Source organism: Corynebacterium sp. c7Ub_26 (genome assembly GCF_053760365.1).
In genome coordinates, this window is record NZ_JBSNBL010000001.1 from 424,671 (window position 1) to 449,314 (window position 24,644).

The following is a 24,644-nucleotide window of genomic DNA, read 5'->3' on the forward strand; positions in this document are numbered from 1 at the left end:
TATGCTGGCCATGAACCAGAAATCGGCCGGCGCGACGTGGGCGTCGGGGTGGGGAGCGCTGGAGACTGGCGATCCTCGCGAGGCGGCTCGCATTATCGCGGGGGAGGCTGCGTTGCCGTTCATCCCGCAGTTGATTAACCGGGGTGTGGGGTCGTCATTGTCGGGATCGACATTGTCCTTGTTGTCCTCTTCCTATGTTCAGGGGCCACGATCGTGGCAAATGTCGGGCCCGACGGTGGCATCACGCCGCCGCAACGATGAGATCCATCGCGACATCGATGTGTACGAGGAAGCGTGGGAAGGGGGTTCCGCGCTCTCTAGCCAGGAGATAAAGGTTCAGGTTATGGGCCCGTGGTCACTGGCGGTAGCGACGGAATTATCGGATGGCCACCGTATCGTGTCGGATAGGTCGGCGGTTCGCGGTTTTCACGACGAGTGGAGCGGCGGTGTTGCCGAGTATCTTTCGGAGATCCACCGCCGGTTTGGCAAGCGTATTGTCCTGCATATTGAGGAGCACTACGTGGGCACGCTCGTCCGGGGACGTATCGCTGGGACTACTGATTGGGACATTATTCCTCCCGTCCACAACGATATTCTGAGTACTGAGTGGGACAGGACCATCGGGGGCGTGTTCGACGAGCTAGGAGGGGTTACTACCGACGACGCCTCTCATGGTGTTGTTACTGGTGTTGTGATGTCCTGTGGGGCATCGCTACCGGATGATCTCGAGATGCCAGCGTGGGCAATGCCGCTGATCGGGTTGGATGAACTGGAACGCGCTGCCGCGGATGGGTCGTCGACGCACCACATGCTCGACCGAGTGGGTGAGCTTATCGACGCTGATGGTCGGTCGATGGTGATCGGCGTGGCGGGCGACAACGGTGCTGCCGGTGATGCTGCTGGGATCGTTCGCGGGGCTACTGCCGACGGTGCTGGTGCTCGTGCCGGTGGTGACACTGGTGACCACGATCGCGACCAGGCCATCGTGACAACCGCGTACGCTAGTGAGGATCCCGCCCGTGATCGCGCGGTACGCATTGCCCGCGTGTGGAAAGCGATGGGGATTAACCCGATCCTTATGGGGGAGCGGGTGAGCATTGTTGAAGGACATGGCCGACGTGGGTGGGAGCAGTCCACCGCGGAATCGCTGCGTTTAGCTGACGATGTGAGGGATATGCTCCGCCGCGATAGCGGAGACCTATAGCCCTGGCGGCGGCTGTAGCCGTGACCGCCCTGGCAGCCCCGCCGATCCCGCGTTTTACTTAGATTGAGTTGGCCGCTGCACAGAACTCTGTGCGGCAGTAATCACAGCTTGAATAGCTGTCACGTACCAATCTTCCACTTCGGTGTTATCCAGCGGTTCAACAGCACGAGTGTTCTCGGTTTCCACCGCGGTGTGGTGCTGCATCACGGGGACAGAATCGTGTCCGGAATCGGCATTATCCTCACCAGAGGAACCTGGGGTGACTTCGCGACCGTGCGGCCCTTTGGCCGCACCATGGCCATTCATGGGACCACCCATCGCGGTGACACCAGCATTAATCAGCGACTGGATACTCGAGATCAGCTCCGGCTTCAATTCCGCCGGAATGTCGGGCAGTTTATCCACCTCACGCGCCAGAGCCTGGGTCAATTTGGCATGCAGACGTCCAATTCGTGCTCGTGCGTCGTCGTCAAGATGAACTCGGGACAGAGCGGATCTCCACGAGTGCCGGGACTCGCGGGCCTCGCGGAAACTGGCGCGGGCGTAGGCCTCGATAGTGTTGAGCGGCCCTGGCGCATCGTCCATTTGGTCGGTGATGACCTGGGCGCGCCGGGGGAAATCCCGAACGACGACGGCCTCGATCATGTCGTCGACATTGTTGTGATACCGGTAGAGGCTTGACCTGCCCATACCGAGGCGCTTGGCCACAGTCCCGACGGTGAGTGGGGCTGCGTTCTGGTCGGTTTGGGATTCTTCGAGGATTTCTTCGACGGCATCGAGGATTTTCTCGGACGTTTGACGCCGGTGTTCAATCACTGACTTCGCTGAAATCCTTGGCATGAGGCTATCCTAACCTTTAATTGTGGTGAGTGAAAGTAGCGGGGAAGAAAAACCCCATCATTGTGTAGCAGCCCTACTGTTGCATGTGGGTCACGTGCGTGAACCATCCCGCATTGGCCACGCGGTGGAGAAATCCGTCATCTCTCGGCCTTGTGACGCGAAATAGTCACGCAGATGTATTTGGTAGTCGAAATAAGAAACGGCCTGAAACTCCATCAACTCATCGGATGTTTTCTTCACCAAATCAGGCCACATCCGTGCCATTTTCCACGCCACCCGAGCCGCCGCGAGAGCATCTGCGCTGGCATTGTGGGCATTGTCCAACTGAATTCCATAACGCTTCACCAAGGTCCCCAACTTACGCGGGCCTGTCCGCTGTGGCTCCAACGCCCGGTCCATCACCAGGGGGTCGAACACTAATCCACTGCAGACGAATGATGGCTCCAGGTGCCGCAAAATCGTGAGGTCATAGGCCGCATTGAACACGATGAGCGTCTGCCCACGCTCCCATCCGTCGTAAATCGCACGAATCGTCTTGTGCAAGACATCGTCATGAGGTTCACCATGTTCCCTCGCGTACTCCGTCGAAATCCCATGAATTTGTGACGCTGATTCAGGAATCTCAATGCCCGGGTCGGCGAGTAGCTCGGTGGAATTGGCCGATCCACCATGGATGGACACGAGTGCCGACGTCACAATTCTCGCCTGTAGAGGATTAGTGCCCGTGGTCTCCAGATCGAAGCTGAGCATAGAGGAGGGATCAAAGTGACTCGGCGCGGACGATGGAAGCGGCATAGGCATAGATTAGACGACGGGTCGGACACGGGGATAGGTGTTCGGTCTGCACCGACATTGGCCGTGGTAGCGCCTGTGGTAGCACCTGCGACGTTGTCCACGGCGTGCGCTGGTAGTGGCAGCTGTGATGTGGGCCGGCGGTGAAATCCCTCTATGCTGGGCGTGTGAATAATTCCGGGAATTCCACTGACGTGAGCACCGATCTTCAAGCACAATGGAACTCGCTTGCTGCTGATGTTCGGCACCACCGTGACCTGTACTACAACAGTGAGCCCGTGATCTCGGATGCCGAATTCGATCACCTTTTCAAGACCCTCCATGACCTGGAAGCAGACCATCCGGAGCTGGCCAAGAATGGTTCACCGACGGCGGAAGTGGGCGCGCCCGTCCCGACCCCTACCGAGACCAGCAGCGCCGAAGTAACTTTCGCCCCGGTACGTCACATCGAGCGGTTGTACAGCCTGGACAATGTTTTTTCGAAGTCCGAGTTGCTGGAGTGGCTGCATAGAACCCCCGCGCCGACGTACTTGACGGAGTTAAAGATCGACGGTTTATCCATCGACCTGGTGTATCGCGACGGCGAACTCGTGTCCGCCGCGACTCGTGGCGACGGCCTCACCGGCGAAGACATCACCCCGAACGCCCGGACGATCTCGGATATCCCCCAAACGATTTCTCCGACGGACGAGTACCCCGTGCCCGAGTTGGTGGAAGTGCGCGGCGAAGTGTTCATTGGTGTCGAAGAATTCGCTGTGATTAACGCCGACCGCGTGGAGCAAGGCCGGAAGCCCTTTGCCAACCCACGCAATGCCGCAGCGGGATCCCTGCGTCAAAAGAACCCCGCGGAAACCGCTAAGCGGAATCTGTCGATGATCTGCCACGGGATCGGAGCACGCGAGGGCTGGGAGCCTTCGACCCAACATGATGCGTACACTGTTTTGGCCGCGTGGGGTTTTCGGGTATCCCCGTACACCAAGCGTGTGACCTCGGCAGATGAGGTCATTGCTCAAATGGAATATTGGGGCGAGCACCGTCACGACGCGACCCACGAAATGGACGGTCTAGTCGTAAAAGTTGATGACCTAGCTGAGCAGGAGGATTTGGGCGAGACCTCGCGCGCTCCCCGGTGGGCTATTGCCTACAAATATCCGCCCGAAGAGGTCGTGACGACGCTGCGCGATATTCGCATCGGCATCGGCCGGACTGGTCGCGCGACGACGTACGCCGTGCTAGATCCCGTCCTGGTGGCTGGCTCAACGGTCGCTCGGGCGACGCTACACAACCCGTCGGAGGTCCACGACAAAGGTGTGTTGATCGGTGATAGAGTCACCATCCGCAAGGCCGGTGAGGTCATCCCCGAAGTACTGGGACCGGTGGCCGACGCCCGTGACGGGGCCGAAAAGCCGTTTGTGTTCTCCACTGTCTGCCCCGAATGCGGCACGCCGTTGGTCCAGGCCAAGGCGGATGACGCGGATTGGAGATGCCCCAATACACAAGGGTGCCCTGGTCAGTTGCTGGCTCGGATGACCTATTTGGCTGGCCGATCCGCCTTCGATATCGATGCCCTGGGTGTGTCGGGTATCCAGGACCTCATCAGGTCGGGAGCACTAACCAATGAATCCGAGCTCTTTGATCTCGATGAATCACATCTTCGTTTGAAGTCGGTGTTTACCACGAAAGCGGGGAAGATCAACGCGACGGGGAAGGCGTTGCTGAAAAACCTCGAGGAAGCGAAGTCCACCGAGTTATGGCGGGTTATCGTGGCGCTTTCTATTCGTCACGTGGGCCCCACAGCTGCTCGTGCGCTGGCCACGAAATATGGTTCTCTCGAGGCCATTCGCAGCGCGTCCGAGGAGGAGCTAGCTCGAATCGATGGAGTCGGCAGCATCATTGCGGCGTCGTTGTGCTCATGGTTTGCCGTCGATTGGCATATAAAAATTGTCGACGCCTGGGCCGCGGCCGGTGTCCGCATGGAGGATGACAAGCAGCAAGCGCAACCGCAGACCTTGGAGGGCACGACCGTCGTCGTCACGGGTACGTTGGAAGATTTCACGCGTGACTCGGCGAAGGAAGCGATTATTTCGCGGGGAGGTCGCGCAGCGGGGTCGGTCTCCAAGAAAACAAATTATGTTGTCGTCGGGGCGAATGCTGGATCGAAAGAGACGAAAGCGCGGGACCTCGGGTTGCGTATTCTCGACGAGGACGGTTTTAAAGAGCTTTTAGAAACAGGCCGTGTGAGTGACCCTGCTTAAGCAGCAGCTTTCCCTTTGGCCGACTATTCGGTCATGATGCTAACGATGACATAGACGACATGAGATAGACGACATTCAGGAGTAACACATGCCTCCCGCCCAAAACCCCCACCCCTCCAATTCTGATTATTTGAGCTTAGTAGTTCGCGCCCCCGTGTATGACGCCGCGGAGAGAACGCTGCTCGAGCCGATGCCACGGATGTCGCAGCGATTGGGCAATGACGTCTATGTCAAGCGCGAAGACACCCAGCCGGTCCATAGTTTCAAGGTCCGCGGCGCCTACGCTCGCATGGCGGCCCTCACCGATGACGAGAAACGCCGTGGCGTGGTCACGGCCTCGGCGGGTAACCATGCGCAGGGTATTGCTCTATCCGGCAGCATTATGGATGTGTCGGCACTCATCGTTATGCCGACGATGACCCCGCAGATTAAGGTCGATGCCGTCGGGAACTTCGGTGGCGAGGTCCTTCTTTTCGGCGACAACTTCGACGAGGCCAAGGAACGCGCCTCTGAAATTGCCCAATTGGAGGGCCGAGTTTTCGTCCCTCCCTTCGACGATCCACATGTCATCGCTGGTCAGGGGACCATCGGGCTGGAGATCTTCCAGCAAGCGTCGACAGTTGACCGGGTTTTCGTTCCCGTCGGCGGTGGTGGTCTAGCCGCTGGCGTCGCCGTCGTGTTGAAGCAACTGAACCCACGCATCAGCGTTATCGGTGTGGAGCCCGAGGGCTCGGCCTGCTTGACCGCAGCCTTGAAGGCCGGCGAGCCCGTCACATTGGACCGTGTTTCGCTATATGCGGAAGGTGTGGCAGTCGCCCGCATCGGTGACGAGACCTTCCGTGTATGTCGGGATAATCTCGACGAGGTCATCACGGTTAATTCCGACGAAATCAGTGCTGCCGTCAAAGATATTTTCGACGACACCCGCGCGGTGGCCGAGCCGTCGGGGGCCGTTGCTCTCGCGGGGTTGAAGAAATACGTGACGACCCACGGAGTGCATGGTGAGACACTGGCCCACGTGCTCTCTGGTGCGAACCTGAATTTCCATGGCCTCCGGTACATTTCCGAACGCGCTGAGCTGGGTGAACACGGCGAAGCGCTCTTGGGTGTGACTATTCCGGAGCGTAAAGGCGCGTTCCTCGAGTTCTGCCAGGTTCTCGGCGGCCGGTCTGTGACGGAATTTAACTATCGCGTGGATGACCATGATCGTGCGCGCATCTTCGTGGGTGTTCAGCTCCACGAGGGGGATCAAGAGCGCGACGACATCATCGTGGACTTGCAGGAGCGTTCCTATGATGTCGTCGATTTATCCAGCGACGACGCTGCGAAGGAACATGTCCGCTACATGATTGGCGGGCGAGCACCTAGGCATTTCAACGAGCGCGTGTTCTCCATCCATTTCCCTGAGCACCCTGGTGCCTTGCTCCACTTCCTGAAGGTCCTGGGCACGCACTGGAATATTAGCCTTTTCCACTACCGGAGCCACGGTATGGATTACGGTCGCGTGCTCTGCGGATTCGATGACACGGAGAACCCGGCGGGCGATGGGTCGGATGATGATTTCGACCATCACATGCAAGAACTGGGGTACCAGTTCAAGGAGGTCACGGACTCTGTGGCCTACACGTACTTCCTCAAGTCATAGGGCGTTTATCGTAGGCTCCCGGTTCCCGCGCTAGTCCATCATGGCGCTCAGGATGGTGCCGAGCTTGCCGAGGTGTTCAACCTCCCCGGCAAGGAAATCCGGGCCGCCTGGGCGGCCGATGACGAGAACCTCGTCCTCGTCGCTAATCGGTGCGGCCGCTAGCGCTGAATCCATGACCGTCCAGCTCTCGGGCAGCCAATCGTCGTCCTCACGGTCAAGGCATCGGGCCGTCGTCACCGGGGTGGACTGAAGAATGCGCCCATCATCCTCAGGGGCGGCCATGGACGCGGCAAGGCGATGCACGTCGGTCTGTCCGCTCAGTACGATGGCCCACCCCGCCGACATCGTCGTCGGAAGTCCGTCGACAAGAAGTTGGAGAGCTTTGCTTCGGGATGGTGCCTGGGCAATCGATGCCAACATGGCGACCTGACCGGATCGGTTCACCGAGCCAGAGAACGGGCGGATGGAATCGACCTCGACGCCATCGACCTGTTGAGCTGCGGTAATAAGGGTGTCGGGGAGGGATGTGGGCGGAAGATCGATGACAATATCGTCCACAACGGCACCGTCGGAAAAATTGTGGCTGACGATATCGACGCTGCGGATATCCCCGCCGACTTCGCCGATCGATGCGGCAAGACGGCCTAAGCTGCCGGGAGCATCAGGCAGGAAGACGCGGAGGAGGAACGACATAGAAAACCCTTTATTCGACGGTGCGGTGTGATCATTGCGCTGTGATCAACTAGACAGTGTAGGCGTTCCTCGTGACAAGCGTGGGAACCGGGTGACAGAAATAGACAGATTGGTGCATTTCGGGTTGTTGCACCCCGATGCGCGTGGCGACCGTCGGCGGCCGTCCCCCTAAGGCCACATGAATCCCGGAACCGGCTAAGCTAGGGGAGTCATCATTGTCACACCAGGTGAAGGAACCACTGTGTCTTCTATTTCCCGCGACGAGGTCGCGCACCTTGCGCGCTTGTCTCGGCTCTCTCTCACCGACGACGAGCTGAATGAATTCGCTGACCAGATCGACGGCATTATCGAGCACGTCCAAAAAGTATCGAATGTTGATACCGAGGGCGTTGAGCCGATGAGCCATCCCTCTGATCTTGCCGGTGTTATGCGCGAGGATGAAGTTCATCCGACGTTGACGGCTGAGCAGGCCTTGGATCAGGCCCCGGCTAGCCAGCGTGACCGTTTCGAAGTACCGCGGATTCTGGGGGAGTAAACCATGGAGACCACATATCGCGTTGCGAACTTCAATGCTGACGATCTAACGACGTACACCGCGGCGGATCTGGCTGAAAAAATCCACTCCGGCGACGTGTCCTCGGTGGAAGCGACTCAGGCGCACCTGGACCGAATTTCACAGATCGACGGCGATATCCACGCTTTCCTGCATGTTTCTGCCGACGAAGCTCTCGCAGCGGCCAAGAAAGTTGATGACAGCATCGCCCGTGGTGAGAAGCCGTCATCACCTCTTGCCGGTGTTCCTTTAGCCTTGAAAGACGTCTTTACGACGACGGACGCGCCGACGACGTGTGCGTCAAAAATCCTTGAAGGGTACATGAGCCCGTATGACGCGACGGTGACGAAGCGTTTGCGTGAGGCCGGTATCCCTATCGTCGGAAAGACCAACATGGACGAGTTCGCCATGGGGTCGTCCACGGAAAACTCCGCGTATGGGCCGACCCACAATCCGTGGGATCTTGCCCGGACCCCAGGTGGCTCCGGCGGTGGCTCGGCCGCAGCGTTGGCGTCGGGAATGGCGCCCCTCGCGATCGGTACCGACACCGGTGGATCTATCCGCCAGCCGGCGGCCCTGACCAATACGGTCGGGGTGAAGCCGACCTATGGCACGGTGTCGCGGTATGGCCTCGTTGCGTGTGCGTCGTCGCTTGATCAGGGTGGCCCGACCGGGCGCACAGTCCTGGATACCGCACTGTTGCACGAGGTCATCGCTGGATACGACCCGCATGATTCCACGTCGGTCAACCGCCCCGTTGCGCCGGTGGTTCAGGCCGCCCGCGAGGGTGCGAAGGGGGATCTCTCCGGCCTGAAGGTCGGCGTCGTCAAACAATTGGCGGGCGATGGCTACCAGGACGGCGTCCTCGAGTCCTATAACGAAGCCGTGGCCACGCTCTCTCGCCTGGGTGCGGAGGTCGTGGATGTGGATTGTCCTCACTTCGACGATGCGTTGAGCGCGTACTACCTCATTCTTCCGTGTGAGGTGAGCTCGAACCTCGCCCGGTTCGACGGCATGCGCTACGGTCTGCGTGTCGGTGATGATGGCCACCACTCGGCCAACGACGTGATGGAGCTGTCCCGTGAAGAGGGCTTTGGTTCTGAGGTCAAGCGACGCATCATCCTGGGAACGTATGCGCTCTCTGTCGGATACTATGACGCCTACTACCTGCAGGCTCAGCGTGTTCGTGCGTTGATTGCCCGCGATTTTGCCAAGGCGTACGAGAAGGCCGATGTGCTGGTCTCTCCGACGACGCCGACCACGGCGTTCAAGTTGGGCACCAAGGGCGATGACCCCATTTCGATGTACCGGTTCGACCTGTGCACGCTGCCGCTGAACCTTGCAGGCTTGTGCGGTATGTCGGTTCCGTCGGGGCTTGCCTCTGATACGAATCTTCCCGTTGGCCTGCAGATTATGGCCCCAGCACACCAGGATGATCGACTGTATCGCGTCGGTGCCGCATATGAGGCTGCTCGCTCGGGAGAGTCACAAGAGTAGGTTAGGGCCTATGGACCACAGTGGAGACGGTTGGGCAATTCAAGCAAACGGTGCGCGGTTCTGGGGAGTCGAAGGAGCAGCGGGTTTGCTGCTTCGAGCGCCGGGGCCTGATGGTCTTCCTATGGTCCTCATGCAATATCGTGCCGAGTGGACAGCAATGCCTCTCACCTGGGGTGTACCAGGCGGGGCACGTGATGCGGATGAAACAGTCGAAGAAGCCGCGTTACGTGAAGCCATTGAAGAAGCCGGCCTCAATCCCGACGATGTCACCGTCGTTCAAAAACAAGTGACGACGCGGGTCCCCGTGGATTATGCGGTGCGGAGAGCACCGGCCGAAGATTGGCCGCGTTTACCCTGGTACACCTCGATGACGGGGAAGCGTTGGGTGGGGCTCATGGACCCCAGTGTGCGCGAGTGGACATATACGACAGTGTCGGCTTTTGCTTCTCATCCGCTTGAGGTGCACAAGAATAATGAATCCATTGAACTGGTGTGGGTGCCGGAATCCGAGATTGAAAGTTTGGATTTAATGGCTCCGTTCCGGAGCTCGTTGCCGATGACGTCGAGTGTCGTTCAGCGTGGCGATGTTTCTCAGCCGACGATGCGCGCTAATGAGTCCGGCGAGGGTGCGCTGTGGGTGGTGCCTCGGTAGCCTCTAGGTAGCCTCGGTGAATAGGTGCGCTGTATGAGGCGGGGTTCGGCAAGATACGGCTAGGGGGCTCGATGTACGACCCCGAGGTTCGTGGCCACCATCTGATTGTGGGCTCGAATTAAGGTTTCGCGATGATCTTTGTGTGCGCGTAACCTGTCTGGATGGACAAGGTGAAGTCTGTGCTGAGGGCACGGCTTTCACCTTAAATAGTTCGCTTTTCGAGTAGTTTCGGGTAGTTCTGTGAAGGCTCAGCGGACATGTGCGCTGACTTTCACGGAACATCAACCCCGAATTCCGTCAGCGTTCACTCTTTTCTTTTGTAGCGATGAGTAGATAAATAGTGGTGGATAATTAAGAGGTAAGGAAGCGTTTTTGACTGGTCACCTCAACGGATCGTCGCACCAAGAGACGACGGCCAACACAGCAGCGAATAACCCTTCAGCCAGCTCGGCTCAGGCGGGACAACCCCAGGGGATGATCCCAGAGAAAGACGCGTGGCGCGCATTAGTGGCGCTCTGCATCGGCTTTTTTATGATCCTTTTGGACCAGACCATTGTGGCAGTGGCAACCCCTGATTTTCAGAGTGCGCTGAACGCCGACTACAGCCAAGTGCTGTGGGTCACGTCGGTGTACCTCCTGACCTACGCAGTCCCACTGCTGGTCATAGGCCGATTAGGAGACCAGATCGGGCCGAAGAACGTCTATGTCGCCGGCATGGTCGTCTTCACTCTCTCGTCCCTGGGCTGTGGTTTAGCCCCGGATATTCATTGGCTGATCGCTGCTCGTGCTGTTCAGGGCCTGGGTGCTGCGCTGTTGACACCTCAAACCATGAGCGTGATTAACCGAATCTTCGCCCGTGAGCGTCGCGGCGCGGCCATGGGGTTATGGGGTGCTACCGCCGGAATGGCAGGCTTGGCCGGCCCCGTTCTCGGTGGGTTACTGACCACATGGATCGGTTGGGAATGGATTTTCTTCGTTAACGTCCCGATCGGCGTGGTCTCAGTCATCATGGTGCTCAAGTGGGTGCCACAATTGCCGACGAGAAACCACGGCTACGACTGGGGCGGCATCGTGACCTCTGTCATCGCAGTGTTCTTGCTGGTCTTCGCGCTCCAGGAGGGCGGTAACGTGAACTGGGCTCCGTGGATCTGGATCATGATCGCAGCGTCCGTCGTCGTCTTCGGTATTTTCATCATGATCGAGAAGTGGGGCGCTCAGCGCGGTGTCGAGGTGCTCGTCCCGCTGTCGCTCTTTAAGGACAAGAATTTCTCGGTGGGGAATATTTCGATCACGACGATGGGCTTCGCTGTGGCAGGCCCGATGGTCCCGATCATGATTTACTTCCAGCAGTTCCACCACATGTCGGCTCTGAAAGCCGGCCTGATGATGGTGCCGATGGCTCTGATTTCAGGTTTGCTATCCCCATTTGTCGGCCGTTTGTCAGATACGGTGCCACCCCGTCGGCTATCGCTGACCGGATTTACGTTCATGACGCTGTCCATGCTCTGCTACTTCCTTGTGATGAAGCCGGACACGTCGGTGTGGTGGATGTTTGTGCCCATCGCTCTGCAGGGGTTGGGCAACGCGTTCGTGTGGGCGCCCAATTCGACGACCACGATGCGGGACCTCCCGATGGAGAAAACAGGCGCGGGTTCGGGTGTGTACAACACCACGCGTCAAGTTGGTTCGGTGATCGGTTCCGCTACGGTGGCAGCGACGCTCGACGTGTTCATGCAGCATACCGACCCAGTGTCCTCTTTGGGCTGGACTATGATTTTCCCGGCAGTGGTGTTGTTGGTCGGTTTGGTCGTCGTTACGCAATTCCAAGGAACAACAGCTGCAACGCGCGGAAAGTAGTAGGTGGTCCCGGATAGGCAACGCGCCGGCGATCCGGCTAGGGTAGTCACTATGCGTATTGCGACTCTTACCTCCGGTGGTGATTGCCCGGGACTGAACGCGGTGATTCGTGGAATTGTCCGCACCGCGAGTTCTGAATATGGCTCCACCGTGGTGGGCTATGAAGATGGCTGGGTGGGGCTCCTCGAGGATCGCCGAATTCAGCTCTACGACGATGAGGAGATTGACCGGGTTCTCCTCCGGGGTGGAACTATCTTGGGCACGGGCCGTTTACACCCTGACAAATTCCGCGAAGGAATTGAACAGATTAAGGAAAACCTAGAGAACGCGGGGGTCGATGCATTGATCCCCATCGGCGGCGAGGGAACGCTTAAGGGTGCTCTCTGGCTCCATGAAAACGGAATTCCGGTGGTCGGTGTCCCTAAAACCATCGATAACGACGTTAATGCGACGGACTACACCTTCGGTTTCGATACCGCCGTCTCCGTCGCCACGGATGCGATTGACCGTTTGCACACCACCGCAGAGTCGCACAATCGTGTGATGGTCGTGGAGGTCATGGGCCGGCACGTCGGCTGGATTGCCCTCCACGCCGGTATGGCTGGTGGTGCCCACTACACCGTGATCCCCGAAGTTCCGTTCGATATCGACGAGATCTGTAAATCCATGGAACGTCGTTTCCAGATGGGGGAGAAATACGGAATCGTCGTCGTCGCCGAGGGTGCCCGCCCGAAAGAAGGCACCATGGAACTGAAGACGGGCGGGATCGACCAGTTCGGCCACGAGGTATTCACCGGCGTTGGCCAGCAAGTTGCCGACGCTATCCATGAGCGCCTGGGTCACGATGTCCGTACCACGGTGTTGGGACACATCCAGCGCGGTGGTACGCCGACGGCTTATGATCGCGTTCTTGCCACGCGCTACGGTGTTCACGCTTGCCGCGCTGCTCACGAAGGTAAGTACGGAACCGTCGCTTCCCTCCAGGGAGAGAATATTGGGCTGGTCAGCCTCCAGGATGCCGTGGGCACGCTGAAGGTTGTTCCGATCGAGCGGTACGAGGCCGCGGCTGCCCTGTTCGGTTAATCATCCGCCCATGACGGCTCCTTCTCGGCGCGGATCCGCTCCGCCGAGGAGGTGCCCGTCGCGAGTTCGGATGATGGCGGATAGTCCACTTGATTGTTCGTCGAGGTTGACGGTGTGCCCTCGACGTGTGAGATCGTCGACCAGTTCCTGAGCCTCTGGCGTGGCTTTTCCGTCATTGCCGATGTCTGGATGCTCACCACCAATGCCGGTCTCCGGTTTATTTCGCGCGCCGAAGTTGGGAAGAGCGATGGCTTGCTGCGGGTCAAGCCCCCAGTCGAGAATGCCTACTAGGGTTTTGATCACAAATTGCGGGATGACTGCTCCACCGGGAGACCCGACGACGGCATAGAGATCTCCCCGCTCGCCGGTCTTCGTCATGGTGTACACGATCGTCGGGGACATGGATGACCTCGGCCGTTTCCCGCTCTCAACTCGGTTCGCTTTGAGCTGGCCGTCGTCGTCGCGAGGTGTTGCCTCAAAGTCGGTGAGCTGGTTGTTGAGCATGAACCCGTCGACCATGTGGAATGAGCCGAATGCCGATTCCACACTCGTTGTCATGCTGGCAGCGTTCCCATAAGAATCGACGACGGAAATGTGGCTGGTTCCGTGTTCGGGTTGATCATCACCGCGGGCGTGGTCGGTTTCGAAGGTTCCGGGTTTCGCTGTTCCCATGGATTTTTCTGGGTCGATCTGCGAATACCGCTGTGCGAGGTAGTCCGGGTTGAGTAATTTCGTGTAATCGCCGTCGGGCTGGTTCTCGAAAGCAGTATCTGCCAGGTAGGCGTCGCGGTCCGCGTAGGCGAGGCGTTCCGCTTCGGAAATGAGATGGACCGCCTCAGGGGAGGGAACGCCACCATTGTTGTCGACCTTGAGCGGTTTCATGGCGGAGAGATTCGTGTGAGAAAGAATCCCCAACGTAGCTGCTACCGTGACGCCGCCCGAGGTCGACGGCGGTGCTCCACAGACGATATGGGTGCGGTAGGGGCGGCACAGTGCTTGTTTAACTATGGGGTTATATTTCGCGAGGTCAGCCGTCGTTAAGGACGATGGCGTTGTCCCGCCGTGCTCACTGCGTGCTCGGGTGACGATGTCGTCGGCGATTTTCCCGGAATACAGCCCTTGCGGCCCATCCTGTTTGAGTGATGTGAGTGTTGTGGCATAGGCAGGGTTAGCGAGGCGCGTGCCAGTTTTCTTCCCGGTTCCATCCGGGTTGAGGTAATAGGCCGCGGCTTCTGGATCGCGGGCGAGTTCGGTGGCATTGTCCTCAATTGTTGTCGCGAGCCGCGGGCTGATGTCGAACCCATTCTCAGACAGGGTGATTGCGGGTTGAACAAGGTTGCCCCACTGCGTTTTCCCGTGTTGTGCGTGGAGTGTGCCCAAGGCGGCCATGATTCCCGGTACGCCGATTGACCTGCCGGAACGTCGCGCGTCGGGTTGCGGTGTGCGGGTGTCGGTGGCAGATATCTGTGACAGGTAGGTGTCAGGTGCGTCACTGGGTGCGGTTTCACGGCCATCGATGGCGGTGATGGAGTCGCTCGCCGCGTCGTGATAGAGGATGTACCCACCACCGCCGATACCTGACGATTGAGGCTCCACCAGCCCTAACACAAGTTGGGCTGTGACCAGCGCATCAGCGGCAGTTCCTCCAGCGGCCAATACATCGCGGGCGGCAGCCGTCGATACGGGATTGGCCGTGGACACTGAGTATGAGTCCGTCTGCACCGCCACCATGTCGGGGCGGTATTCGGTATTTGATTCGGGAGCGACGGAAATATCCCGGTTCGGCACCGGGGGTTCAGCGTGCGCTGTTCGTGTGACCGGTGTGTACCCGCTGGCAATAAGCAAAACGAACGTACTCATTAACGACGCCCATAGCCGTCTGTGACGAGGTACTTGTTCTGATTGCATCGCAACCAATACCGGCGACGAGTTGTGTTGGGTTTTCGACGTTTGTCGATGGGGGAGCGGATTCATTCTTTTATACTATGGAGTCGCTGTGACATCCATCATTGTTTTTCATTAATTGTGTGTTACAAATGCGAGCGTTCGTGTTAAATAGCGGTCTTTGTCCCAACGGTCGAGTAACCTTTGCCGGTGGTAGTCGAGCCTTCCCGGCTCTCTGGTGATTTTGTTCCAAGGAGAACCCCTCATGTTCAGAAATACGCTTTCGATCGCTTTAGCTTTTGTGGGGCTGATCGTTGGCGCGGGAACAGCCTCTGGGCAGGAGGGGCTGCAGTTTTTCGTCGCCTTTGGGCGCTGGGGCTTGTGGGGCGTTGTCCTCGCCGCGATCTTGATGAGCATTGCCGGCACCTCCGTCTTTATCCTCGGTAGCTATTACCGAGCTCAAGAGCACAAACGAGTCATCGATAGTTCCGCGACCAAGTTCCTGGCCATCTTCTTGGACATCGGCATTCTGGTCACCCTGTTTTCGCTCGGGTTCGTGATGTTCGCGGGTGCAGGCTCCAACCTCAATCAGCAATATGGCCTGCCGACGTGGGTCGGCGCGACAATTCTCCTGGCCCTCGTCCTGTCGTCAGGCATGTTGGATATCTCTAAAGTCTCGGCCATTATCGGTGCGATTACGCCGTTCATCATTGTCTGTATCACGATTGTCGGGCTGGTGACATTGATCGGAATTCACCCCGACTACAGCCACTTAGATGCGTCCGCAGCCACCATTAATACGAATCTGCCGAATTGGTGGATTTCGGCGCTCAACTACGTGGGCTTCAACCTTATTTGTGGTGTGTCCATGGCCATCGTGATCGGCGGTTCCTATTTTTATCCGCGCCAGGCCGGAATTGGTGGCGGCCTCGGAGGCCTGATTTTCGGGTTCTTGCTGATCGTCATCGCATTTTCGCTGTATGTGAAGGTCGATGATGTTAAAGATGCGGATCTTCCGATGCTTGCTCTCGCATCGAATTTCAACGGCCCGTTCGGGTGGATCATGTCGATTGTCATTTACGGCATGATCTTCAATACAGCACTGGGCGTTTTCTACGCTCTGGCCCGTCGGTTGACTGCAAACCATGAGGAACGCTTCCGCCCGACGTTCGTTGTGACAGCTCTGGTCGCTTTCGTGATCAGTTTCTTTGGGTTCAAAACGCTGGTGTCGAATGTCTATCCAATCTTGGGATATGTCGGTGTCGTCCTCATGATCGTGTTGGTCTATTCGTGGAGGAAATCGCGGATCCAGATTCAGGAAGAGGGGGACCGACGTCGGAAGCTCCATGAGTTGGCTGAGCGAAAGTTGGACCCCACCAAGCGGTTCACCTCTAAACAGAAGCGCCAGCTCCGGCACCTCATCGGCGAGTCGAATATTGATGACGATGTGTTGCGCGACATCCTCGACCGCAACGACGTGTAGGCGTTCGGCTCTGTTGTCCCTTTACAAGTTGTTGAACACTCTGGCGCTACACTGTTGGTTATGACTTCTCCCGCTCAGTCGATTCAGGATTATTCCGACGATGTTATGGACTATGACGACGTCGTCGCGCAGTTTGATCCCGTTATGGGAATGGAAATTCACGTTGAGCTCACGACGAAATCGAAGATGTTTTCGTCGTCCTCGGTTGAGTTCGGTGACGCCCCTAATTCCCACGCCGACCCGTGCTGTTTAGGTTTGCCGGGTGCTCTGCCCGTGGTGAACAAGAAGGGCGTCGAATGGGCAATCAAAATTGGTTTAGCCCTCAATTGCTCTATCGCCGAGCGGTCGCGGTTTGCGCGAAAGAATTACTTCTACCCGGATCAGCCGAAGAATTACCAGATTAGCCAGTACGACGAGCCCATCGCATACGACGGCTATTTGGATGTTCAGCTCGACGATGGCTCGATATTCCGCGTGGAGATTGAGCGCGCCCACATGGAGGAAGACACCTGTAAATTGACCCACATCGGTGGGCAGGGTGGTCGCATTGCTGGCGCAACAAAATCTCTTGTCGACGCTAACCGCGCTGGTGTGCCGCTGATCGAGATCGTGACTAAGCCCATCGTGGGTGCAGGCGACCGTGCGCCGGAAGTGGCTCGTGCTTATGTCACAGCCGTGCGCGATCTGATGAAAGCCCTCAAGGTTTCGGACGCCCGCATGGACCAGGGCTCGATGCGTGTTGACTCGAACCTGTCCTTGCGGCCGATCGGTACGGAAGAGTTCGGCACCCGCACGGAGACAAAGAACATCAATTCGCTGCGTTCAGTGGAACAGGCTGTGCGGTTTGAGATGCAGCGTCAGGCTCAGTGCCTGAAGCACGGCGTCGAGATCGTCCAGGAGACACGGCACTACCAGGAGATCGACGGCACGACGTCGAAGGGCCGTCCGAAGGAAACGATGGCGGATTACCGCTACTTCAACGATCCTGATCTACCGCCCGTCGTCGCTCCATCTGAGTGGGTGGAGGAAATCCGTGCGACGCTGCCCGAGCTTCCGTGGGTACGTCGTGCCCGGATTCAGAAGGAATGGAAGCTTTCCGGCGAGGAGCTTCGCGACCTCGTGAACGCTGGCGCCTTGGATCTCGTGGCTGACACGGTCGAAGCCGGCGCTACGCCAGCTGAGGCTCGCTCGTGGTGGGTGTCCTATCTTGCGCAAAAGGCGAATGAGCAGGAAGTCGAGCTGGATGCGCTGCCCATTAGCCCTCGTCAGGTTGCTCGCGTGGCGAAACTCGTCGCCGATGGGAAGCTGACCAATAAGCTGGCCCGTTCCGCCATCGATGGCGTCCTTGTCGGCGAAGGTAAGGAGAACGTTGACGATCCCGAGAGCGCGGACGTCGTCGACAATGTTGTGAAGGATCGTGGGCTTGAAGTGGTCCGCGATGACGGTGCCCTTGAGAAGGCTGTCGACGACGCGTTGGCGGCTAACCCGGACATTGTCGAGAAGATTAAGAGTGGCAAGACGAAAGCAGCGGGCGCTATCGTCGGTGCAGTGATGAAGGCTACGCGTGGCAAGGCTGATCCGGCTCGTGTTCAGCAGCTTATCGTGGAGAAATGCAGTTAAGGCGTTGCGCTAACTATTAGTTGCGGTGCCTCGGCCGGTATGATTCCTCAATAGAAAGCTAATCAACCCTTTCTTGAGGATTCGATGTTCAAAAGAACAATTGCTGTTGCTATGTCGGTTGTCGGCCTTATCGTCGGCGCCGGCTTTTCATCTGGTCAGGAAGTACTCCAGTATTTCGTGGCCTTCGGGAAAATGGGGATTTGGGGGGGCCGTTATCGTAGCGGTCTTGATGTCCGCTGCGGGAATGATCGTGTTGCAGCTGGGAAGCTATTTCCAAGCTGATGAACACGCCGGAGTATTACGGACCATAGGCACGACAACGGTCTCGTGGATCCTGGATATCGGCATTGTCTTCACACTGTTTTCCGTGGGCTTCGTCATGCTGGCCGGGGGCGGATCCAACCTCAACCAGCAGTTCGGAATTCCATCGTGGGTGGGGTCGGCGATTCTGCTGGTTCTCGTGTTGGCTGCGGGGATGCTTGATGCCGATCGCGTTAGCACAGTGATCGGAGCCATCACGCCGTTCATCGTGGTTGCCCTTGTTGGTGCGGCAATATGGGCATATACCCACACCGACGGAAGCTTGTCGAGCCTCGAACCGCTCACCCAGAACGTCGATACCAACCTTCCGAACTGGTGGATCAGCGCCCTGAACTACGCGGGACTTGTCCTCATGGTTAACGTGGCGATGGCCATCGTTATTGGTGGCTCTCATCTCTACCCACGCGAAGCCGGCCTCGGTGGGCTCGTGGGAGGCATCACGTTCGGTGTGCTGCTCATCATCAGCACCCTGTCGCTCTTCCTGAAGATCAAAACCGTTCAGGGGTCCGATCTGCCCATGCTGACGCTGGTCGACGACGTTCACCCAGCCTTAGGCGTGGTCATGTCCTTGATCATTTACGGGATGATCTTTAACACCTGCCTGGGCCTGTTCTATTCCTTGGGTCGTCGCCTGACTGCACATCACCCGGAGAAATTCCGGATTGTGTTTACGGTCGTCACCGTGATTGGCTTTGCCGTCAGCTTCTTCGGATTCAAAACGTTGCTGTCCAGCGTGTACCCGATCATGGGGTACGTCGGGTTCGTATTGATCGCGTTGCTGTTCATTGCCTGGTTCCGGGGACGGACTGCGATGCACGACGAAGGTGGCCGTCGCCAGGAAGCGCGTGAACTTGCCGAGCGCAAGCTCGATCCGAATGTTGCGGTTTACGTCGAAGCAGACTCGTCGGCTCCGACACCTGATCGGGGACTCGAACCTGGATGATGACGAATTCCGGAAACTTATCCGCGACGACGTGACGAGTGATACCAAGACTGATGAGGCTCCTGAACCCGAAGAGATCGATGAGCCGGATGCAGATGCTAAAGACAGCGCCGGGGGAGACATTGGCTCAAGTTCCACGGTGTCAAGCACCCCGGTGAAGTAATGACCCCGGGAATAGCAATCGATCGTTAAATTCGGAATAGATAGAAAGTTAGATCAGTGGTTAAACGCACAATAAGTATTGCGTTGTCCTTTGTTGGATTAATTGTTGGTGCAGGTTTCGCGTCGGGCCAGGAGATCCAACAATATTTCGTGTCCTACGGAACGTGGGGAATTCTGGGTGCGATTCTTGCCGCGGTCATTATGGCGGCAACGGGGTACACAGTGCTCCAACTGGGCAGCTATTACATGGCTGATGAGCACAATGAAGTATTGTCCGGCTCATTGCCTACCTGGGTATCGAAATTTCTCGATCTCGCTATTATTGCCACCCTATTTTGTATTGGTTTCGTGATGTTCGCAGGTGCGGGGGAGAACCTTAAACAGCAGCTGGGGTGGCCAGTGTGGGTCGGTTCGGTCATCATGCTGGTGCTCGTTTTAGCGGCCGGCATGTTGGACGTTGATAAAGTTTCAGCCGTCATTGGTGGCATTACACCATTTATCATCGTTTTCGTTGTGGCTGCATCGATCTATTCCTTCGTTGATCGCAGCGATTCATGGGGGCATCTCAGTGAGGTAGCCTCATCAATCCCCAATAGCTTCCCGAACTTCGCATTGTCGAGTCTGAACTATGTGGGCCTGTCATTAATTCTTTCGGTCTCCATGGCCATTGTTATTGGCGGTTCACACCTGTACCCGCGTGAGGCGGGCTGGGGAGGCTTCTTCGGTGGCCTTACCTTCGGTATTTTGCTCACCATTTCCGCAGTTGCTTTATTGTGCTCCACGGCAACTGTTAAAGATGACGCATTACCCATGCTTTCCCTGGTGAATAACATCAACGGCGGCCTTGGTTGGGTCATGGCTGTGGTTATTTACGGCATGATCTTTAATACCGCCATCGGAATGTTTTACTCATTAGGTCGACGGCTATCGGCCAAGCGTCCCGATAAATTCCGCATTATTTTCATCACTGCGACATTGGCGGGCTTTGTTTTGAGCTTCCTGGGGTTCAAGTCCCTAATTGCGACGGTATATCCGGCCTTAGGCTATTTGGGTGTTTTCCTGATTATCGTGTTGTTGATTGCCTGGTTCCGCGGACATTCCCGCATCGAGGACGAGGCCGAACGTCGTGATCGAATTAGCGAATTAGTCGAGCGACGTGACAATCCGAAGAAGCGCTTTACGTCAAAGCAGCGTGGGCAACTACGCCACCTTGTCAGGGCGTCAAATATTGAAAATGCCGAGCTGCGGGAAGCGGTCAGGAAAGAGCTCGATGAGGAGTCAGATGATGACTCACACGACGCCTCTTCGGATGAAAAACCGTCGGGTGATGGGGGATCATCTGCACAGGGCGATTCATCCGTCTCTGAGGCTGAAACGCATGGTGCGGTCTCCGGCAGTGAATCGAGTGATAACTCCGGTGGGCGTTCGGGAAATGTGCCAGCGTCGACGTCGGATTAGGTGACAACGGGGACTCTTGTGAGTCCCATTATCCCTGGTCGCGAGGATATTAGTCGACACACCACGTAAATTATCTGCGTTGTGTCACTGTTCACCTTTAAAGTGGGGTTATGTTCGGAAGAAAGTCCCGCAATAAACCTAATGACCCCACAGCTGATACCTCTATTCCCGCCCGCGAATTCCGCGACGAGATCGATGCGCCTACGTCGGATACGTCCACATCGACGGGGAATAACGCCGATGCCGTGCGAGGGAACGCATCGGCAGAAGGGCAGTCCCACGAGGTGAAGGAAAAGTCCGGACCGTCATTGTCTTATGGTGCGATAGACCATCGTGGGCTGGATCCCTGGGATAAGAAGTCACGCGGGGCCTCCGACGCAAGTGGCTCGCGCGATTTAGACGATCTTCACGCAATGGATGATTTAGACGACATTCCGACGGTTGCCGGATCACGGCCTGTCAAGCCCGCTAGTTCGGCTAGCTCTGCTAGCTCTGCAGCGTCAGAGGATCGTTCGGGCCATGATGATCCCAGGGCCGATCACGTAGGTGATCGCGGGGCCAGTGAATCTGAGCGCGACGCGACCCATGACGTGCCTCACCACGTCTCTAGTGGTGATGCACAACCTGAAGCGCGACCTGATGAAGATTTTGCAGCTGACGAACTCACGGTGGTTGAGCAGCGCCCGCAGGGTCGGCGTGACATTTATTCCTTGACGGGGCGGGCTGCACCACAGGTGATTACGCCTCGTGAGCAGCCTCAGGAACCGGAAAACCACGACCCATTATTTGATCAGCCTGAGGACATTCCAGGTGCGCAGTCAACGTCGGACGAGGATGCCGTCTTCGCTAACGCTCCTGTGTCAGATTTAGACATGGCCACCATGGATGAGGAAGAACCTGCCTCGGCAAGCCGGACCTCGGTTTCGGCCGATAGGCGTGCATCGTCGGAACCCACGCCACGCTACGGGACTCACGACACATACGTCGATCGATCTGATGAGCAGATCAACGAGACACGCGTCGATATGCCGACGTCAGGTGCTTATGACCGCGACCACGTCGATAGGGTCCACTATGCCGACGATTGCCAGAATGACAGGGCGGCTGCCGGCGTGATGGCGAGTGACGGTGCCGCTGGTGAATACGGGGATGACGCTGTCCCACGGGGGGAGGACGACCGCCCCATTGATAGCACTGGTGACGTCGACGTCGATGATGAGATCTATGAGGATGAGGACCCACGTCGCGGAACCACCGATTTCGGGCTCTTCCTCATTCGCCTGGCTCTGGGCGCGATGCTGCTGTTCTACGGTGTCCGAACTCTCTTCGAGCTAGGAGGCAGCTCTGGCGTCGATGGTCTGCACAATGACTTCTACTTTATGAAGGGAAATGAGCTACTCGCCTGGGCTGTGCCCATCATCGAAACTGCCGCCGGGGCGTTCCTCGTGTTGGGCGTGCTTGCCCCGCTCGGTGCCTGCATGGCGGTTGCGGTATCGGGCTTTATGGCGATGTACTCGATTGACCTTCAGCCGGGCGCATTCTCACCGTTCAATTTGGCTCCGCACGTACAGGTGTGGTTGTTGCTCACCGCGCTATCCATAGGCGTAGCGTTTAGCGGTCCCGGAAAGTGGGGAGTGGACGCCACTCGCGGTTGGGCCCGACGCCCGCTAGGGAGCGGTTGGCTCAGCACGATCATTGGGTTGCTCGCGGGAGCAGCGGTGTGGGTCGTCGCCGCCCAGTCAAACCCATTCAACTAACCCAAATAAGTCGGCTCCTCACGCGTTCAACCCTGGCGGTTGAGCCCGGAGGGACCGTGGAGGTCCTGCGCAAGAGCGAACCGAAACCGGTAACTACCGACGGTCGTTGACTTTCCGAACCGCACCAGTATCAGCGCTGGTAGCCATCGATGCGTACGCCTGGAGCGCCTTGCTCACCCGACGCTGACGGTTCAGCGGGCGCCACGGGTGCTCAGAGACATTCATCTTCTCCCGACGCTCCGCCAACACATCCTCAGGTACGTCAAGAGTGAGCTGGCGCTTGTGGACGTCGATAGTAACGGTGTCACCGTCGTGAATAAGACCAATCAGCCCACCATGTGCCGCCTCGGGTGAAATGTGCCCAACGGAAATTCCCGACGAGCCGCCAGAGAAGCGCCCATCCGTGATCAGCGCGCACTGAGTTCCCAGGCCAGCGCCCTTCAAGAACGCAGTGGGGTGCAGCATTTCTTGCATCCCCGGGCCACCGGCGGGACCCTCATACCGAATGACGACGACCTCGCCCGGCTTAATCTGCTTGTTCAAAATAGCGTTAACGGCATCCTCTTGGGATTCCAACACGTGGGCAGGCCCAGAGAAATGCCATAGCGACTCATCAATTCCGGCAGCTTTAATGACGGCTCCGTCTTCAGCGAGATTCCCGCGCAGAATAACTAGCCCGCCATCAGCGGTGTACGCGTGGTCAACGTCGCGGATGCACCCGTTTTCGGAGTCCGTATCGAGCTCGTCCCACTTATTATCCGTCGAGAAGGGGACCGTTGTTCGCACGCCACCAGGGGCAGCGTGGAACAAATCCAACGCAATCTGTGTCGGGTTATCTGTACGGATATCCCAGGTCGCGAGCCAGTCCGACAGAGACTGCGCATGAACCGCATGCACATCGTCGTGAAGTAGACCCGCGCGGTTGAGCTCACCGAGGATCGCGGGGATCCCACCCGCACGATGGACATCTTCCATGTGGTAGTTCGAGTTCGGCGCAACCTTGGAGAGACAAGGAACTTCCCTGGACAGACGGTCGATATCGGCAAGGTCAAAATCGATGTCGCCCTCCTGCGCTGCAGCAAGAATGTGCAGAACAGTGTTCGTCGATCCACCCATGGCCATATCAAGGGTCATGGCGTTATCAAAAGCATGCTTATTCGCAACGTTACGCGGGAGGACACTATCGTCATCGTGGTTGTAATAACGCTGGCACATGTCAACGATCGTCCGGCCAGCGTTCTCAAAGAGCGCACGTCGGGCTGCGTGGGTGGCCAGCGTGGAACCGTTACCAGGGAGTGACAGCCCGAGCGCCTCCGTCAAACTATTCATAGAGTTCGCGGTAAACATTCCCGAACACGAGCCACAAGTCGGGCACGCCGAATTCTCGACGATCGAGAGCCCTCGGTCGTCGACACTATCGTTTGCCGACGCAGAAATCGCTGTAATGAGGTCGGTCGGAGTATGCGCAACCCCATCGACGACGACGGCTTTTCCCGCCTCCATGGGGCCACCGGACACGAAGATGGCCGGAATATTGAGCCGCATGGCCGCATTGAGCATTCCCGGCGTGATCTTGTCACAGTTGGAAATGCAGACAATCGCGTCCGCGGCGTGCGCATTGACCATATATTCGACGGAATCGGAGATGATTTCGCGGGACGGGAGTGAGTAGAGCATTCCACCATGGCCCATGGCGATTCCATCATCGACGGCAATAGTGTTGAACTCTCGCGGAACGCCGCCGGCTTCACGGATGGCACCAGCGACAATGTCCCCGACGTCCTTGAGATGCACGTGGCCGGGAACGAACTGCGTGTAGGAGTTCGCGATGGCGATGATGGGCTTGTTAAAGTCACCATCTTTTAAGCCGGCGGCTCGCCATAGCGCGCGAGCTCCAGCGGCGTTGCGGCCTTGGGTAGTGACCGACGATCGTAGGAGGATCATG

19 protein-coding genes are annotated in these 24,644 nt (G+C 57.8%); 14 read left to right on the forward strand and 5 right to left on the reverse strand.

Annotation, left to right across the window (positions count from 1 at the left end; genetic code table 11):
• Positions 1–10 precede the first annotated feature (10 nt).
• Positions 11–1,204 (forward strand): hypothetical protein, encoded by a 1,194-nt coding sequence (locus ACWORE_RS01840; protein ID WP_455302270.1) that lies wholly within the window; start codon positions 11–13, stop codon positions 1,202–1,204.
• A 54-nt stretch (positions 1,205–1,258) separates the two neighbouring features.
• On the opposite strand, the gene ACWORE_RS01845 is transcribed toward ACWORE_RS01840, so the two are convergent.
• Both ACWORE_RS01845 and ACWORE_RS01850 read right to left on the reverse strand, forming a co-directional pair.
• A complete protein-coding gene (locus ACWORE_RS01845; RefSeq protein WP_455302271.1) occupies positions 1,259–2,044 on the reverse strand; it encodes a TetR/AcrR family transcriptional regulator in 786 nt (261 codons plus the stop codon).
• A gap of 90 nt (positions 2,045–2,134) precedes the next feature.
• Positions 2,135–2,845, reverse strand: coding sequence for a 3'-5' exonuclease (locus ACWORE_RS01850; protein ID WP_406604762.1), 711 nt, complete (start codon positions 2,843–2,845; stop codon positions 2,135–2,137).
• Between the two features lie 158 nt (positions 2,846–3,003).
• On the opposite strand from ACWORE_RS01850, the gene ligA reads away from it, so the two are divergent.
• Together ligA and ilvA are read left to right on the forward strand one after the other, a co-directional pair.
• Positions 3,004–5,091, forward strand: coding sequence for an NAD-dependent DNA ligase LigA (ligA, locus tag ACWORE_RS01855; protein ID WP_455302272.1), 2,088 nt, complete (start codon positions 3,004–3,006; stop codon positions 5,089–5,091).
• A gap of 88 nt (positions 5,092–5,179) precedes the next feature.
• Positions 5,180–6,736, forward strand: a complete 1,557-nt coding sequence (ilvA, locus tag ACWORE_RS01860; protein WP_455302273.1) for a threonine ammonia-lyase, biosynthetic — start codon at positions 5,180–5,182, stop codon at positions 6,734–6,736.
• A 30-nt stretch (positions 6,737–6,766) separates the two neighbouring features.
• On the opposite strand, the gene ACWORE_RS01865 is transcribed toward ilvA, so the two are convergent.
• Positions 6,767–7,429 (reverse strand): ACT domain-containing protein, encoded by a 663-nt coding sequence (locus ACWORE_RS01865; RefSeq protein ID WP_012731885.1) that lies wholly within the window; start codon positions 7,427–7,429, stop codon positions 6,767–6,769.
• Positions 7,430–7,670: 241 nt separating this feature from the next.
• Here ACWORE_RS01865 and gatC point away from each other — a divergent pair, with 241 nt between their 5' ends.
• The 5 genes from gatC (at position 7,671) to ACWORE_RS01890 (ending at position 13,071) form a co-directional block, all read left to right on the forward strand.
• A complete protein-coding gene (gatC, locus tag ACWORE_RS01870; RefSeq protein ID WP_046202506.1) occupies positions 7,671–7,964 on the forward strand; it encodes an Asp-tRNA(Asn)/Glu-tRNA(Gln) amidotransferase subunit GatC in 294 nt (97 codons plus the stop codon).
• A 3-nt stretch (positions 7,965–7,967) separates the two neighbouring features.
• The gene (gatA, locus tag ACWORE_RS01875) at positions 7,968–9,479 is read left to right on the forward strand and encodes an Asp-tRNA(Asn)/Glu-tRNA(Gln) amidotransferase subunit GatA (RefSeq protein WP_455302275.1); all 1,512 of its coding nucleotides are present in this window, start codon (positions 7,968–7,970) and stop codon (positions 9,477–9,479) included.
• Positions 9,480–9,489: 10 nt separating this feature from the next.
• Positions 9,490–10,131, forward strand: a complete 642-nt coding sequence (locus tag ACWORE_RS01880) for an NUDIX hydrolase (RefSeq protein WP_406604760.1) — start codon at positions 9,490–9,492, stop codon at positions 10,129–10,131.
• 474 nt (positions 10,132–10,605) lie between these two features.
• Complete coding sequence (locus ACWORE_RS01885; RefSeq protein ID WP_455302588.1) at positions 10,606–11,988, forward strand: MFS transporter; 1,383 nt, start codon at positions 10,606–10,608, stop codon at positions 11,986–11,988.
• A 51-nt stretch (positions 11,989–12,039) separates the two neighbouring features.
• Positions 12,040–13,071: a 6-phosphofructokinase gene (locus ACWORE_RS01890; RefSeq protein ID WP_455302277.1), complete on the forward strand. Its 1,032-nt coding sequence runs from the start codon at positions 12,040–12,042 to the stop codon at positions 13,069–13,071.
• Here the strand turns inward: ACWORE_RS01890 and ACWORE_RS01895 are convergent, their stop codons facing one another.
• A complete protein-coding gene (locus ACWORE_RS01895; RefSeq protein WP_455302278.1) occupies positions 13,072–15,045 on the reverse strand; it encodes a gamma-glutamyltransferase family protein in 1,974 nt (657 codons plus the stop codon).
• Positions 15,046–15,220: 175 nt separating this feature from the next.
• On the opposite strand from ACWORE_RS01895, the gene ACWORE_RS01900 reads away from it, so the two are divergent.
• The 6 genes from ACWORE_RS01900 (at position 15,221) to ACWORE_RS01925 (ending at position 22,699) form a co-directional block, all read left to right on the forward strand.
• Positions 15,221–16,438, forward strand: coding sequence for a YkvI family membrane protein (locus ACWORE_RS01900; RefSeq protein ID WP_406604758.1), 1,218 nt, complete (start codon positions 15,221–15,223; stop codon positions 16,436–16,438).
• Positions 16,439–16,498: 60 nt separating this feature from the next.
• Positions 16,499–18,058, forward strand: a complete 1,560-nt coding sequence (gene gatB, locus ACWORE_RS01905) for an Asp-tRNA(Asn)/Glu-tRNA(Gln) amidotransferase subunit GatB (RefSeq protein WP_455302279.1) — start codon at positions 16,499–16,501, stop codon at positions 18,056–18,058.
• Positions 18,059–18,284: 226 nt separating this feature from the next.
• Positions 18,285–19,322 (forward strand): YkvI family membrane protein, encoded by a 1,038-nt coding sequence (locus tag ACWORE_RS01910; protein ID WP_455302281.1) that lies wholly within the window; start codon positions 18,285–18,287, stop codon positions 19,320–19,322.
• Between the two features lie 31 nt (positions 19,323–19,353).
• Positions 19,354–19,485 carry a hypothetical protein gene (locus tag ACWORE_RS01915; RefSeq protein WP_455302282.1) on the forward strand — a complete coding sequence of 44 codons (132 nt, stop codon included), beginning with the start codon at positions 19,354–19,356 and terminating at the stop codon, positions 19,483–19,485.
• A gap of 56 nt (positions 19,486–19,541) precedes the next feature.
• Positions 19,542–20,942: a YkvI family membrane protein gene (locus ACWORE_RS01920; RefSeq protein WP_455302284.1), complete on the forward strand. Its 1,401-nt coding sequence runs from the start codon at positions 19,542–19,544 to the stop codon at positions 20,940–20,942.
• A gap of 110 nt (positions 20,943–21,052) precedes the next feature.
• Positions 21,053–22,699 (forward strand): DoxX family membrane protein, encoded by a 1,647-nt coding sequence (locus ACWORE_RS01925; protein WP_455302285.1) that lies wholly within the window; start codon positions 21,053–21,055, stop codon positions 22,697–22,699.
• 93 nt (positions 22,700–22,792) lie between these two features.
• On the opposite strand, the gene ilvD is transcribed toward ACWORE_RS01925, so the two are convergent.
• Positions 22,793–24,643 carry a dihydroxy-acid dehydratase gene (ilvD, locus tag ACWORE_RS01930; RefSeq protein ID WP_406604753.1) on the reverse strand — a complete coding sequence of 617 codons (1,851 nt, stop codon included), beginning with the start codon at positions 24,641–24,643 and terminating at the stop codon, positions 22,793–22,795.
• Position 24,644 lies beyond the last annotated feature (1 nt).

Bases quoted from the DNA above. Each gene is read 5' to 3' on its own strand.
- ACWORE_RS01840 (WP_455302270.1), top strand. From the start codon at position 11: ATGAACCAGAAATCGGCCGGCGCGACGTGGGCGTCGGGGTGGGGAGCG.
- ACWORE_RS01845 (WP_455302271.1), bottom strand. From the start codon at position 2,044: ATGCCAAGGATTTCAGCGAAGTCAGTGATTGAACACCGGCGTCAAACG.
- ACWORE_RS01850 (WP_406604762.1), bottom strand. From the start codon at position 2,845: ATGCCTATGCCGCTTCCATCGTCCGCGCCGAGTCACTTTGATCCCTCC.
- ilvA (WP_455302273.1), top strand. From the start codon at position 5,180: ATGCCTCCCGCCCAAAACCCCCACCCCTCCAATTCTGATTATTTGAGC.
- ACWORE_RS01865 (WP_012731885.1), bottom strand. From the start codon at position 7,429: ATGTCGTTCCTCCTCCGCGTCTTCCTGCCTGATGCTCCCGGCAGCTTA.
- gatA (WP_455302275.1), top strand. From the start codon at position 7,968: ATGGAGACCACATATCGCGTTGCGAACTTCAATGCTGACGATCTAACG.
- ACWORE_RS01880 (WP_406604760.1), top strand. From the start codon at position 9,490: ATGGACCACAGTGGAGACGGTTGGGCAATTCAAGCAAACGGTGCGCGG.
- ACWORE_RS01885 (WP_455302588.1), top strand. From the start codon at position 10,606: ATGATCCCAGAGAAAGACGCGTGGCGCGCATTAGTGGCGCTCTGCATC.
- ACWORE_RS01890 (WP_455302277.1), top strand. From the start codon at position 12,040: ATGCGTATTGCGACTCTTACCTCCGGTGGTGATTGCCCGGGACTGAAC.
- ACWORE_RS01895 (WP_455302278.1), bottom strand. From the start codon at position 15,045: ATGAATCCGCTCCCCCATCGACAAACGTCGAAAACCCAACACAACTCG.
- ACWORE_RS01900 (WP_406604758.1), top strand. From the start codon at position 15,221: ATGTTCAGAAATACGCTTTCGATCGCTTTAGCTTTTGTGGGGCTGATC.
- gatB (WP_455302279.1), top strand. From the start codon at position 16,499: ATGACTTCTCCCGCTCAGTCGATTCAGGATTATTCCGACGATGTTATG.
- ACWORE_RS01925 (WP_455302285.1), top strand. From the start codon at position 21,053: ATGTTCGGAAGAAAGTCCCGCAATAAACCTAATGACCCCACAGCTGAT.
- ilvD (WP_406604753.1), bottom strand. From the start codon at position 24,643: ATGATCCTCCTACGATCGTCGGTCACTACCCAAGGCCGCAACGCCGCT.